The sequence below is a fragment of the Kitasatospora sp. NPDC051164 genome (genome assembly GCF_044455625.1).
GTDB lineage: Bacteria > Actinomycetota > Actinomycetes > Streptomycetales > Streptomycetaceae > Kitasatospora.
Window position 1 is genome coordinate 191,028 of sequence record NZ_JBITFB010000013.1, and the last position, 13,071, is coordinate 204,098.

The 13,071-nt window shown below is 72.2% G+C and carries 10 protein-coding genes; 4 read left to right on the forward strand and 6 right to left on the reverse strand.

Going from position 1 to position 13,071, the window contains the following annotated elements; all coding sequences use genetic code 11:
- Window positions 1-19: 19 nt before the first annotated feature.
- From ACIBEC_RS20995 to ACIBEC_RS21010, 4 genes are all read right to left on the reverse strand, one after another.
- Window positions 20-892, reverse strand: coding sequence for a carbohydrate ABC transporter permease (locus tag ACIBEC_RS20995; protein WP_396288258.1), 873 nt, complete (start codon window positions 890-892; stop codon window positions 20-22).
- Entirely contained in the window at window positions 868-1,803 is a 936-nt protein-coding gene (locus tag ACIBEC_RS21000) for a sugar ABC transporter permease (protein WP_360501311.1), read from the reverse strand. The genes ACIBEC_RS20995 and ACIBEC_RS21000 overlap by 25 nt, the downstream gene beginning before the upstream one ends.
- Before the next feature lie 106 nt (window positions 1,804-1,909).
- Complete coding sequence (locus ACIBEC_RS21005) at window positions 1,910-3,196, reverse strand: extracellular solute-binding protein (protein WP_360501309.1); 1,287 nt, start codon at window positions 3,194-3,196, stop codon at window positions 1,910-1,912.
- A 179-nt stretch (window positions 3,197-3,375) separates the two neighbouring features.
- Entirely contained in the window at window positions 3,376-4,134 is a 759-nt protein-coding gene (locus ACIBEC_RS21010; protein WP_360501307.1) for a DeoR/GlpR family DNA-binding transcription regulator, read from the reverse strand.
- Between the two features lie 292 nt (window positions 4,135-4,426).
- Between ACIBEC_RS21010 and ACIBEC_RS21015 the strand changes: the two genes are divergently transcribed.
- Complete coding sequence (locus tag ACIBEC_RS21015) at window positions 4,427-6,664, forward strand: HAD-IIB family hydrolase (protein WP_360501304.1); 2,238 nt, start codon at window positions 4,427-4,429, stop codon at window positions 6,662-6,664.
- On the opposite strand, the gene ACIBEC_RS21020 is transcribed toward ACIBEC_RS21015, so the two are convergent.
- Both ACIBEC_RS21020 and ACIBEC_RS21025 read right to left on the reverse strand, forming a co-directional pair.
- Window positions 6,652-7,731: an inosamine-phosphate amidinotransferase 1 gene (locus ACIBEC_RS21020; RefSeq protein ID WP_360501301.1), complete on the reverse strand. Its 1,080-nt coding sequence runs from the start codon at window positions 7,729-7,731 to the stop codon at window positions 6,652-6,654. The genes ACIBEC_RS21015 and ACIBEC_RS21020 overlap by 13 nt on opposite strands.
- A 478-nt stretch (window positions 7,732-8,209) precedes the next feature.
- Window positions 8,210-10,081 carry a hypothetical protein gene (locus ACIBEC_RS21025; protein ID WP_396288262.1) on the reverse strand — a complete coding sequence of 624 codons (1,872 nt, stop codon included), beginning with the start codon at window positions 10,079-10,081 and terminating at the stop codon, window positions 8,210-8,212.
- A 244-nt stretch (window positions 10,082-10,325) separates the two neighbouring features.
- On the opposite strand from ACIBEC_RS21025, the gene ACIBEC_RS21030 reads away from it, so the two are divergent.
- From ACIBEC_RS21030 to ACIBEC_RS21040, 3 genes are read left to right on the forward strand one after another with little or no spacing between them, the layout of a single operon-like run.
- On the forward strand, window positions 10,326-11,273 hold the full coding sequence (locus ACIBEC_RS21030) for a CoA ester lyase (RefSeq protein ID WP_360501296.1): 948 nt from the start codon (window positions 10,326-10,328) through the stop codon (window positions 11,271-11,273).
- 2 nt (window positions 11,274-11,275) lie between these two features.
- Complete coding sequence (locus ACIBEC_RS21035) at window positions 11,276-12,511, forward strand: aminotransferase class I/II-fold pyridoxal phosphate-dependent enzyme (RefSeq protein WP_360501293.1); 1,236 nt, start codon at window positions 11,276-11,278, stop codon at window positions 12,509-12,511.
- 18 nt (window positions 12,512-12,529) lie between these two features.
- Complete coding sequence (locus tag ACIBEC_RS21040; RefSeq protein WP_360501290.1) at window positions 12,530-13,060, forward strand: MaoC family dehydratase; 531 nt, start codon at window positions 12,530-12,532, stop codon at window positions 13,058-13,060.
- The last annotated feature ends 11 nt before the right edge of the window (window positions 13,061-13,071 follow it).

Consider the following 13,071-nt stretch of genomic DNA (forward strand, 5'->3'; position numbering starts at 1 on the left):
GACCGGGCGGCAGCCGCCGCTACTTGACCGATCCGGCGGTCAGTCCGGAGACCACCCGGCGCTCGATGAGGGCGAACAGCACCACGACCGGCACGATGGCGACGACCGAGCCGGCGAAGAGGTAGTTCCACTCCACGGTGTAGTTGCCGATGAAGCTGTTGATCCCGACGGTGAGGGGCTGGCGCTCGGGCGCCGTGGACAGGGTCAGGCCCATCACGAACTCGTTCCAGGCCGCGATGAAGGTGAAGACCAGCGCGGTGACCACGCCGGGCATGGCCAGCGGCAGGACCACCCGGCACAGTGCCCCGAGCCGGCCGAGCCCGTCGATCATGGCGGCCTCCTCCAGCTCGACCGGGATCGAGCCGATGTAGGCGGTGAGGATCCAGACGGCGAAGGCCAGGTTGAAGGCGGAGTTGCAGAGGATCAGCGTCCAGACCGAGTTGAGCATGTCCAGCCGGTAGAACTCGCGGTACAGGCCCACCAGCAGCGAGGTCGGCTGGAACATCTGGGTGACCAGGACCAGCAGCAGGAAGAGCCGGCGCCCCCGGTAGCGGACGCGCGCGGTGTGGTACGCGGCGGGCAGCGCGACCAGCAGCACCAGCAGGGTGGAGCCGCCGGCGACCAGCAGGGTGACCCGCAGGTTGGCACCGAGCGTGGAGTCGCGCCACACGTCGACGAAGTTGGACCAGGCGAAGTGCCGCGGCAGGTAGCTCGCGTCGCGCAGTTCGTCGGCCGGGCGCAGCGCCGTGACGGCCATCTCCAGGTACGGCAGCAGGAACACCGCGGCCAGCAGCCAGGCCAGTGCGGCGACCACCAGGGTGCGCGGGCGGATGCCCCGCCCGGTCCGGTGCCTCGTCACCTGCCTCGTCACCTCTCCTCCCGGCTCGTCCATCGGCTGACCTTGAGGAAGACCAGGACCATGACCACGACCAGGGCGAAGTTGACCACCGACATGGCCGCGGACTCGCCGATGTCGGAGCTCTTCAGCTGGTACATGAACACCGTGGTGGTGGCCGTGTCGCTGCTCGGGCCGCCCTGGGTCATGCCCCAGATGACGGGGAAGGAGTTGAAGACGTTGATCAGGTTGATCACCAGGCCGACCAGGAAGGCCGGGCGCAGCAGCGGCAGGGTGATCCTCAGGTAGGTCTGCCACCGGGAGGCGCCGTCCACCCGCGCCGCCTCGTACAGCTCGCCGGGGACGGTCTGCAGGCCGGCGAGCAGGGTGTAGGTGGTGAACGGCAGCGAGACGAAGACCGCGACGGCCACCATCCAGGGCCAGGCCGTCGCGGGATCGCCGAGCCAGTCGCGGGGCCCGTCGACGAGGCCGAGGTCCGTCATCGCGGTGTTGAGCACGCCGGCGGTCCGGTCGAGCATCCACCGGAATCCGATGGCGGTCATCAGGACGGACGCGGCCCAGGGCGCGATCAGGGCCCAGCGGGCGAACCTGCGGCCGGGGAAACGCTGGTCGAACAGCTGGGCCAGGCCGAGCGAGAGCACCATCGTCAGACCGACCACGGCGACGGTCCAGAGCACGGTGGAGAGCAGCACGTGGCCGAGGTCGGCCTCGTCGAAGAGCTTGCGGTACTTGTCCAACCCGGCCGAGCCGCGGACGAAGCCGCTGGTGCTGACGCGCAGGAACGAGGTGCGGACCATCTCGTACACGGGCCACAGGACGACGAGGACGATCAGCAGGAGGGCCGGGGCGATCCACGGCAGCGGTCCGAGTCCGCCGGGGCGGCGCGGGCGGGCGGGCGCGCGCCGGCGAGGCCTGGCCGCCTGCGGCGCACGGGAGTTGAGGGTCACTGCGGGTGCCTTTCGCGGGGCACGACGACGACGGCCGACTGGGGGCGTGGCTGCCCTGTGGGCATGACTGCGCTGGGGGCGTGGCTGCGCTGGGGGCGTGGCGTGGCTACTTGTTGGCGACGGCGTCCTGGGCCTTCTTCTGCAGGTCGCCGAGTACCTTGGCCGGGTCGCCGGCCACGGCGCTGCCGACGGACTTCTTCAGCTCGGCCGAGACCGCGTCCCAACTGGTGTCGCCGAGCGGGTAGAAGGAGGCGTGCGGCAGCAGGGCGAAGAACGGTTCGAGGTCCTTGTGCTTCCCGCCGGCGGTCATGTCCTGGAGGGCGTCCTGGGTGACCGGCATCAGGTTGTAGGTCTCGTAGAACCGGAGCGTGTTGTCCTTGGTGTAGACGAAGTCGAGGAAGGTGCGGATCTGGTCGCGGTGCCCGTTCTTCTTGAAGGCCATCATCCAGTCGGCCACGCCGAGGGTGGACGGGAGCGGGCCGGCCTTGCCGGGGACGGGCGCGACGCCGTAGTCGACCTTGCCGTCCCGGGCCATCGTGATCAGCGAGGGGTGCCCGTTGAGCATGGCGGCCTTGCCGGCGGCGAAGTCGGCGAACGCGGTCTTGCGGTCGGTGGTGGCCGGGTTGGCGTAGGTCAGGCCCGGGTCGACGAGGTTGGCCCTGAGCCAGCGGAAGGTGTCGACGTTGGCCTGGCTGTCGATGGTGTAGGTGCCGTCCTTGCCGGTGGGGCCGCCGCCGTTCCCGAGCTCCCAGAGCATGCTCTCGCCCTGGGCCTCCTCCGGGCCGAGCGGCAGCGCGTACGGGGTGACCCCGGGCACCTTGGCCTTGATGAGCTGGGCGTCCGCGCGCACCTCCTCCCAGGTGGTGGGCGGCTGGGTGAGGCCGGCCTGCTGGAAGACCTCCTTGTTGTAGAAGAAGGCGCGGGCCGAGGAGACGAACGGGATGCCGTACTGCACGCCGTTGACGCGGCCGGCCTGGGCGAGGCTGTCGATGAAGTCGGCGCGGGTGTCGGCGGACAGCACGTCCTCGGCCTTGTAGAGGAGGTCGTCGGCGACCTTGTCGGCGTAGCCGCCGGTCTGCAGGACGTCCGGGACGTTGCCGCTCTGGATCATCGTCTTGACCTGCTTGTCGATGTCGTTCCAGTTGACCACCTGGACGTCGACCGTGATGTCGGGATGGGCCGCCGTGAAGGCGGAGGTGACGCCCTTCCAGTAGGCCTTCGAGCTGTTGGCGTCCTTGTCGCCGTAGTCGGCGGCGACCAGTCTGAGCGTCACCTTTCGGCCGGAGCCGGACCCGCCGTCGTCGCTCCCGCTGCCACCGCCGCTGCTGCAGGCCGTAAGGGTGAGTGCACCGAGGGCGCACACCGTGGCGAGGGCCAGCACAGGTTTGTTCACCGCAGTTACCGCCTTCGTACGCGCTTGATTCGCTGATCCAAGTTGCTTGAAGAAAGCTGGTTTTGAGCAGTTCCGAAAGAGCTTCCTGCCTCTGACAGTTCATGTCAACGGGTGGTGCACCAGAAAGCCCGGCCGGGGCGGCCCGGCCGGGCTTTCCAGTGGGTACGGTTCGGCGGGATTCAGACGCGCAGGACCCGCACTCCGCAGGCGGCCACCGCCGTCTCCTGCGCCGTGGTGGCCTCGCCGTCGGTGACGAGGTCGTCGACCTCGGCGAGCGGACAGATCCTCGCGAAGGTGACCCGGCCGATCTTGGTGCTGTCCGCCAGGACGACCGACCGCGCGCTGCTGCGCAGGAACGCCCGGTCCGTCTGGGCCTCCATCTCGTCGTGCGTGGTGCAGCCCTCCTGGGCGGTCAGGCCGTCCACCCCGATGAAGGCGATGTCCAGGTGGTACTGGGCGAGCATCCGGTCGGCGGCCGGCCCCACCAGCTCGTAGCTCGTGGTCCGGGCCAGGCCGCCCACCACCACCAGGCGGATGTCCGGCCGGACGATGAGGTCGGCCGCGATGTTGACGGCGTTGGTGACGATGGTGATCCCGCCGCGCTCCGCCAGCACCCGGGCCAGCTCGCTCGTCGTCGTGCCGCCCGTCAAGCCCACCACCGCGCCGTCCGGCACCAGCCGGTCGGCCGCCAGGGCGATCCGCCGCTTCTCCGCCTGGCGCTTCCCGTGCTTGTGCCGCAGCGGCAGTTCGAGGTTGACGGCCCCGGTCACGGCGCCGCCGCGGGTGCGGTGCAGCAGCCCCTGGTCGTGCAACTCCTGCAGGTCGCGCCGGACGGTGGCCGGGGACACCCGGAGGAGCCCGGCCAGCCCGTGCACGTCGGCGCTGCCCGCCTCGGTGATGTGCGCGAGTATCCGGGCGGTTCGGTCAGCTTTGAGCATGGCGGAAGTCTAGTGCCGCCCTCACGGTCGCCGGTTCCGCGCAGAACTGCTCACCGGCTACCGGACGGCCGCCGTGACGGCACACGCCTTCGGGCCTCCCCAGTCGACCGGTTCACCTCCAGCGTCCGGTCCACCACGTTCCTCCCGCTCGGCCGGGCCGGGCTCCCGCTCCCGGCTGAAGTCCTCGGCGCCGGACCGTACTTCGCGGATCCGGTCCACCCTGGCCTGCGCCGCCCGCTTCGGCTGAAGTGAACACTTCACCACGCCCGGTGATCGTGTTAGCGTCCGTCGGATGTCGAGGATTCTGGTCACCGATCTGGACGGCACCTTGCTCGGCGGCGGAACCGACGACCGGCGCCGATTACGGGAGGTCCTGGCCCGCCACCCCGAGGTGACGGTGGTCTTCGCCACGGGCCGCGGCGCGGCCTCGGTCCGCGAGGTCCTGCGCGACGCTCTGGTGCCGCCGCCCCGGTGGATCATCGCGGACGTCGGCGCGACCGTCCTCGACGGCACCGACCTGTCCACCGTGGAGCCGCTGCAGGAGCAGATGCGCACCGGCTGGCCGGGCGCGGAGCGGGTACGCGCCGCGCTGGCCCGCTTCCGCACGCTCGACTACCAGCACGAGGTGGCGCAGGACGGCCGCTGCTCGTTCCACCTGCCGCCGCAGGGGCTGACGGGCGAGCTGACCGCGGCGGTGGAGTCACTGGGCTGCGCCTGGGTGTACTCCGGGGACCGCTACTTCGACGTCCTGCCACCGGGTGTCTCCAAGGGCAGCGCGCTGCGGGCCCTGGCGGACAAGCTGGCCTGGCCGGCGGAGTCGATCCTGGTGGCCGGCGACTCGCTCAACGACCTGTCACTGTTCCGGCAGGGTACCCACGGGGTGATCGTCGCCGGTGCCGAACCCGCCCTGAGCGCCGCGGTCGGCGCCGACCCGCTCGTCCACCGGGCGCACCGGCGCGGTGCGGGCGGCATCCTGGCGGCACTGCTCGCGCTCGGCTGGGTGACACCCGCCGCCCGCCGCACCGGGCGCCGGCACTCCCTCGTGGTGGGCTACCACCGCCCGCCCCCGTCTCCGCGCCGGACGGACCCGCGCCGGACGGACCCGGCCGCCCGGCCGACGGCCAGCCCCAACGGCATCCTCCCGACCTTGACCAGTGCCTTCACCGACGGGCTGCCGGGCACCTGGGTCGCCGCCCGGCCCGGCGCCGGCGACACGGCTGCTGGTGGCACCGCTCCCGGTGGCACCGCCGGTGAACGGCGCCACGGGCTCCCGCTGTCCCTCGTCCCGGTCAGCACGACCGAGTGGAGCGCGTACTTCCACCAGGCGTGCAAGGACACCCTGTGGCCGGTGCTGATGTCCGAACCGCACCGCTCCGTCCACGACGCGCAGACCTGGGCCGCCTACCGTGCGGTGAACGCCCGCTTCGCCGAGCGCATCGGCGCCGAGGCCGCTCCCGGCGCGACCGTCTGGCTGCACGACTACAACCTGTGGCTGGTGCCCGGGCTCCTGCACGCCACCCGGCCCGATCTGCACGTCGGGCTGTTCCACCACACGCCCTTCCCACCGGCGGACGTCTTCGCCGCCCTGCCCGTCGCGGCGGAACTACGCGCCTCGCTCGGCCGCCTGGACTGGGCGGGGTTCCACACCGCCGCCTTCGCCGAGCACTTCCGGGACGTCCTGTCCTCGGCCGGCCTGCCGTCCACACCCCGGCTCGGCGTGCATCCGCTGGGGATCGACCGCCCGGCCATCGAGGCCCTGGCCCGCTCCCGGCCGCCCACGGTCCGGTCGGCGGAAGGCCGGCTCGTCGTCTCGGTCGAACGCCTCGACTACGTCAAGGCGCCGGTCCAGAAGGTGGACGCGCTGGACCGGCTGCTCGCCGACCGGCCCGACCTGCGCGGCCGGCTCACCTTCCGGCTGGTCTGCCCGCCGCCCGAACCGGGGATCACCGCCTACGACACCACCCGGGCCCTGCTCGAAAGACGCATCGACGCGGTGAACGACACCTGGCGGAACGGAAGTTGGCAGCCGGTCGACTACCGCTCCCATGCCCTTGCCTTCGCCGAGGTCGTCGACGAGTACCTGGCGGCGGACGTGTTCTGGGTGACCTCGCTCCAGGACGGCATGAACCTCACGGCCAAGGAGTTCGTGGCCGCCCAAGCCGCCCGAGCCGCCCGGGCCGCTCTCCCCGGGCACCGTGACCGCGGGCCGGGCGTGCTGGTGCTCTCCCGGCACACCGGCGCCGCCACCCAGTTCGGAGACGCGGCCCTGCTCACCGATCCCCGCTCGCCCGAGGACCTCAGCTCCGTCCTCGCCCGCGCCCTCGACGCCACCCCGGGCGAGCGCCGCACCCGCATGGCACGGCTGTCCGCGCTCCTCGCCCACGAACGGCCGGTGGACTGGGCGCTGCGGGTCATCGACGCGATCCGCCGGCCGCCGGTGGATCGCGTCGATGACCGCTCCACGGGCGGGCCCGGCCGACGGCTCGCGGCCGCCGACCGGGACGGCCCCCGCGCGTGTCAGGACAGGTAGTCCTCCAGCCCGCCGTCGCGCCGGATGTCCAGGGTGACGCAGTGGAAGCCGCCCCCGAGCACCCGGGAGTGCCGCAGCCGGTGCGGCAGGACGGTGATTCCGGAGTGCTCCAGCAGCTTGATCAGGCTCTCCTGGCCCGACTCGACGATCGCCGTGTCCGGGGAGACCATCAGCAGGTTCATGCTGATCCAGCTCTCGCTGAGCGCGTGCTCGGGCAGGTCGCCGGAGGGCTCGGCCGGCGGGCACCACAGGATGTCCCAGCCCCGCAGCGGCTCCGGGACGGTCTCCGGGCTGATCCGCTCCGGGTTGAGCAGCACCAGCCCGGGCCGCAGCAGGGCGATGGTGCTGTCGATGTGGGTGTAGCCGTAGATGTCGCGCAGCGGGTGCAGCCTCAGGCCGCCGTCGCCGAGCAGGCCGAGGGTGGATTCGAGCCACTGCAGGCCGAGTTCGTTCCCGCTGCGGGAGACCTGGTAGAACACGTCCCGGCCGAGCCGCAGCACGTTCGCGGCGTCGAAGACCGGCTCGGCCTCGCCCAGCAGCGGGAGTCCGTCCGCGTCGTACTCGAAGAGCGCGTCCGTCAGCTGCGGCCGGGGGGCGGCCAGCCAGCGCGCGCCGCGGCGCAGGTAGTCCTGGAAGAGTCCGCGCAGCCCGAAGACCTCGAAGTAGCGCTGCCGCATAGGGCTCGCGACCTCGATCACCGTCTCGCCGACCACCAGGGTCAGGTCCCGGGGGCAGTAGGAGTGGAAGCCGCCGTCGGCCTTCCAGAGCGGGGAGGCGAACTCGGCCGCGTGGTCGATCGCTTCGGGCTGGTGGACGGTGACGCCGAGGCCGCGCAGGGTGGCCACCAGCGCGTCCAGGTCCTCCTCGGTCTCCTCCACGACCTGCTGCGAGTAGGGGCCGACCTGGATCGAGGCGAGGTCGGCGGCGCTGGTCTTCGGGAAGCAGGACAGCCAGGAAGACGGCTCGGTCTGCTCGGGAAGCCGGGCGCCGACGGCGCTGCCGACTACGACCTCCCGCAGTGTGGTGAACTCGTCCCAGCTGTGGACCGGACGGGCCGAATTGGACATGACTCCCCCTTGACGCAGGTTTAGTGACACGGTTTTAGGGAAACGCGGATACGGCGGCGAACAACCGCGCGCCGGCGGCGGAGCGTGGTCCCCCCGGCCATGCGGAACCGGCCAGGGAAAAGGGAAATCGGTACGGATTGTTCGCCGGACCGCCTCCGGCCGACCACGGCGTACGGGAAATCACCGGCCGGGCAGCCGAATTCGCCTTTCGACGGGCCGGGATCGATCGTCAAGCTACCCGCCCGGCCGACGGCGGCGCAAGGACCGTGATCGGCACCGAAGGCGCCGCCGTGACGAACCGTCGATTGATCCGCGCGTTGTTCAACTCCCGTGCTCCGGCGCTGATCAACACCCGGGCAACCCCGGGCAATGCCCCGACTGACACCCCGGGCAACAACCGGGCGACGGCCCGAGCGGGTCGTTCGCGGGAACGGCCGCCGCCGCTCCCGCGAACGACCCGGCACTCACACCCCGGCGCTCACCACGGCCAGGCCCGACGGATCCGGCTGCCGCCCGCCAGGGCCAGCAGCGCCCCGCCCGCCGCGGCGACCCCGGCCACCGCCAGGTTCTGGCGCTGCGCCCGGCGCCGGTCGGCGACGGCCGCCCGCGCCGAGGCCGCCAGGAAGGCCCGCTCGACCCCCGCCGTGGTCAGCTCGCCGGCCGCCACCCGCCGCATGAGCTGCTCCAACCGGATACCCCGGTACAGCAGTTCCGGATCCTGCTCGGCGGCGGCCCAACTCCGCGCGGCCGTGGTGAGCCTGCGCTGCTCGCCGAGTGATTCGCGGCCCTCGGCCAGCCAGCCGCGCAGTCTGGGCCAGGCCTGCGGGAGCGCGTGGTGGGACAGTTCGACGCTGTCCCGGTCCACCACCACGAGCCGCGCCCGGATCAGCCGTTCCATCACCTCCGCCACGCCGGGATCGTCGAACTCGGCACGCCGGACCGGCTTGCGGGTGCCCTCGTCGCCGCCCGACACCAGCTCGCCGCCGGGGGTCAGCCCGTCGCCCAGTGCCATCGCGCCGCCGGCGGCATCCTCGCCCGCGCCGAGCAACTCCCCACCGAGCCGCAGGAACACCGCCTGCGCCCGGCTCCGGTCGGAGGCATCCAGCCCGTTGTACAGCGTCTCCGCCGTCCGGGCCAGCGCGCCCTCGAAACCTCCGGTGGCCTGGAACCCGGCCAGGGTGAGCGCGTTGCCGCTGCGCCGCCGCCAGGTCTCCAGCAGTGCCGCGGACAGCAGCGGGAGCGCGCCGGGCTGTTGAGCGGCGGTCGAGATGAGGACGGCCAGCAGGGCACCCTCGACGGTGCAGCCGGCCCGTAACGCGGGTTCGGTGATCGCCCGCCGCAGCTCGTCCGGCGCCGGACGCCCCATCGACAGGACCCCGTGGCGTCCGGCGTCGGCCAGCCCCGGGTGCTCGGCGAACAGCGGCCCGCTCTGGTCCGAGCGGATCACCAGCACCACCCGGCACCGGGCCGGCGCCGCCACCGGCAGCCCGGCCAGGGCCTCGCCCGGACCGCCCTCGGCCGTCGCCACCAGGGCGTCCAGGAAGCGGGCCCGCTCGGCGGCGTCCCGGCAGCGGGTGCGCAGTTGCTCGCCCTGGTCCACCACCAGCACCGGGTCGCCGCCCGTCGGTCCGGAGGCGCCGCGCATCGTCTCCCCGGCTCGCTGCCCGAGCCGGGCGAGCGCGAGTGCGTACGCCTCCATCGGTCGTTCACCCGGCGTCAGCAGCGCCACCGGGACGCCGCCACCGGCCGGGGCCCGCCCCGCTCCGCCCCTGGCCCCGCCTCTCCCGGCAGCGGTACCACCGGCGGCGCCGGCAGCCGTACCGACAGCGGCACCGGCGGCCGTACCGGCGGCGGGAGCCCCGCCGAGCCGGGCCAGCAGACCGGCTCTGACCAGCGAGGACTTGCCCGCCCCGGACGGCCCGGCGAGGATCACCAGCCGCCGTTCGGCCAGCAGGGCGACCAGCCGGTCCAGCAGCGCCTCGCGGCCGAAGAACCGCTCGGCGTCGGCCGCCTCGAACGCCGCCGAGCCGGGGTAGGGAGCCCGCCCGGCGTCCTGGGCGCGCCGCCGGGCGGCGGTGTCGGCGGCCAGTTCGGCGGCGAGCAGCTGCCAGCGGTGCCGCCACTCCCGTACGTCCCCGCCGCAGGCCTGGACGTAGGCGAGGGTGACGGAGAGGCTGGGCAGCCGCCGGCCTCCCGCGGCCACCGACAGGCTGGCGGCCGAACAGTGTGCCCGGAGGGCGAGTTGACGGTACGGCGGACTTCCGGCGCGTTCCCGCATGGCCCGTAAGTCGCCCGCGAACCGCAGCAGCGGCCCGTCCCCGGGCTCCAGTGGACTTTCCCGACGCGGCACTTCGGCCCCCTTCTTCGTTGAAGCGGTGTCCTGACACCCTTGTGTGCCCACGTGCCCACGCGCGCCGCGCGTGTCTCGTGTCCGTCCCCCGGTGATTCATCATGCACAGCACGGTTGGCGTCAAACAATGGTGCGTGCGGGTCGGTTGTTCCGAGTTGATGTTCAATGTCCAGTCACACGGCGCCGAACAAAGCCGGTGGGATAGAACCGGAACCCGCAGCCTTCGCTGACTTCGGAGATATCCATGAAGTTCACGCGCTACTGCCGTTCCCTCCTGTCCACACCCGCGATGGCGGTGGAGCGGTACGCCAAGAGCCACCAGTCCGGCGCCGACATCGCCATGGTCGATCTGGAGGATTCGGTCCCACCGGCCCGGAAGGAGGAGGCCCGCCGGCTCGCCGAGGAGTTCTTCGCGCTCCCGTCCACCAAGCTCGCGCGCAGCGCGGTGCGCATCAACACGCTGTCCGGACCGGACGGTCTGCGCGACCTGATCGCCATCACCCGGTACCGGGTCAAGCCGGACATCGTGCTGATCCCGATGGCGGAGTCCCCCCGGGACATCGAGATCGCGGCCGGCGCGCTCGGTCCGGACTGCCCGGAGACGGAGTTCCTGGCCGTCGTGGAGACCCCGCTGGGCATCGAGCACGCGCCCGCCATCGCGGCCGCCGGGCACCGGCTGCGCGGGCTGGTCTTCGGCTCGGCCGACTACGCCTTCGCGGTCGGCGCCCGGCTCTCCTGGGAGGCCCTGGCCCACGCCCGCGCCCGGGTGGTCAACAGCGCCCGCGCGGCGGCGGTGGAGGCGATGGACGCGCCGTTCTTCGAGGTCGCCGACCTCACCGGGCTGCGCCGGGAGGCCGGGCTCGCCCGGGACTTCGGGTTCAGCGGCAAGATCGCCGTCCACCCGCGCCAACTTGCGCTGATCAACGAGACGTTCAGCCCGGACGAGGAGCTGCTGGCGCGCGCTCGCCGGGTGGTCGCGGCGGGTCTGGAGAACGGCCGCTCGGTCACCGTGGTGGACGGGGTGATGGTCGGCATGCCGTTCTTCGAGGCCTCGCAGCGCCTGATCGAGCAGTTCGACCCGCCCCGGCCGGACGGTTCGCACCATCCCCAGGGCCACGCGCAGGGCCGCGCCCAGATCCCCCCGCAGGGCCACGCGCCCACCGATACCCCGAACCACGCGACGGAGAAGTGACGATGACCGAAGAATCCATCCTGGGCCCGCGCCGGTACCGCAACGCCGAGGCCATGCTGGCCGCCGCCGACCCGGTCTGGCAGGCGGCCGCCGCCAACGGCCTGATCGGCATCACGGTGGACTCGGAGTCCAACAACCGGCTGATCGTCCGCGAGACCGGGCACGAGTTCGCCAACATGGTCTCCTGCGCGTACCTGGGCCTGAACAACCACCCCTCGGTCGCGGCCGCCGCGGTCGACGCACTGGCCGAGTCCCGCAGCACCTGGCTGGTCACCTCCACCACCCGGATCCGGCACAACCTGCTGGTGCGCCTGGAGGAGGAACTCGGCGAGCTGTTCGGCGCGCACATCCTGCCGGGCGCCTCCTGTACCTCGCTCACCGCCGGCATCCTGCCCCTGATCGCCTCCGGCCACCTGGACGGCGCCTGTCAGGGCGGCGGCGGACCCCGGGTGATGGTCTTCGACCGCTTCTGCCACTTCTGCATGGCGTACGTCAAGCCGATCTGCGCGGACGAGTCGCTGGTGCTGACCTGCCCGCACAACGACCTGAACTACCTCGAGGACATCTGCCGCAAGTACCCGCGGGTCGCCTACGTGGCCGACGGCGCGTACTCGATGGGCGGCGCGGCGGCCCTCGACGGGCTGCTCGAACTCCAGGACCGCTACGGACTGTTCCTCTACATCGACGACTCCCACTCGCTGTCCATCATGGGCGAGCGCGGCGAGGGCTTCGTCCGCTCCCGGCTGGAGATGAACCCGCTGACGGTCATCGTCGCGAGCCTCGGCAAGGGCTTCGGCACCGGCGGCGGCGTCGCGATGCTCGGCAACCGCGAGCAGTTCGAGTTCCTGCACCGGCACGCCGGCCCGGTCGGCTGGTCGCAGAACGTCGCGCTGCCGCTGGTCGGCGCCTCGCTGGGCAGTGCCGCCATCCACCGCTCCCCCGAACTGGGCGACCTGCAAGCCCAGTTGAACCGCAACATCGACCTCTTCGACGAACTGCTGCCGACCACCTTCGCGGGCAACGGCCTGCCGGTGCGCCGGGTCGACGTCGGGGACGCCGAGCGGGCCGTCAAGCTGTCCGCCCAGCTCTTCGAGCGCGGCTTCTACAGCTCGGCGGTGTTCTTCCCGATCGTGCCCAAGGGCGAGGCCGGGCTGCGGCTGATGATGCGCGCCGACATGGACGAGCGGCTGATCCGCGAGTTCGCCGGCCACGTCAAGGAACTCACCGCCGACCTCTAGGACTTGGGGACAGCCACCATGGAAGGAACCGAACCCGCGGGCTACCGGCGGATCGGCGAGCGCCGCTACCGCGAGGTGGTCGGGCGCTACTACGAGGAGTTCGAGGTCGGCGAGGTGGTCGAGCACCGCCCCGGGCGGACCGTCACCGAGCTCGACAACGTGCTGATGAGCATGCTGAGCATGAACGACGCCCCGCTGCACATCGACGCCGCCTACAGCGCGCACACCCCCTGGGGGCGGCCGATCGTCTCCAGCCTGGTGACGCTCAGCATCGTCGGCGGGATGACGGCCCGGTCCACCAGCGGGCGCACCATCGCCAACCTGGGCTGGGAGAACATCCGGATGACGCACCCGGTGTTCACCGGCGACACCCTCTACGCGGAGACCGAGACCCTCGCCAAGCGGCTGTCCAAGAGCCGTGCCGGGCAGGGCATCGTGAGCTGCCGCACCACCGGGACGAAGTCCACCGGCGAGGCCGTGGTGGTGTTCGAACGCAGCTTCCTCGTCCCGCTGCGCGGCCACGGCCTGGACGAGGTCGCCGGCTACTGACCGGTCACCGG

Coding starts and splice junctions, on each gene's coding strand:
- ACIBEC_RS20995 (WP_396288258.1), bottom strand. CDS start 892: ATGGACGAGCCGGGAGGAGAGGTGACGAGGCAGGTGACGAGGCACCGG.
- ACIBEC_RS21010 (WP_360501307.1), bottom strand. CDS start 4,134: ATGCTCAAAGCTGACCGAACCGCCCGGATACTCGCGCACATCACCGAG.
- ACIBEC_RS21015 (WP_360501304.1), top strand. CDS start 4,427: ATGTCGAGGATTCTGGTCACCGATCTGGACGGCACCTTGCTCGGCGGC.
- ACIBEC_RS21020 (WP_360501301.1), bottom strand. CDS start 7,731: ATGTCCAATTCGGCCCGTCCGGTCCACAGCTGGGACGAGTTCACCACA.
- ACIBEC_RS21030 (WP_360501296.1), top strand. CDS start 10,326: ATGAAGTTCACGCGCTACTGCCGTTCCCTCCTGTCCACACCCGCGATG.
- ACIBEC_RS21035 (WP_360501293.1), top strand. CDS start 11,276: ATGACCGAAGAATCCATCCTGGGCCCGCGCCGGTACCGCAACGCCGAG.
- ACIBEC_RS21040 (WP_360501290.1), top strand. CDS start 12,530: ATGGAAGGAACCGAACCCGCGGGCTACCGGCGGATCGGCGAGCGCCGC.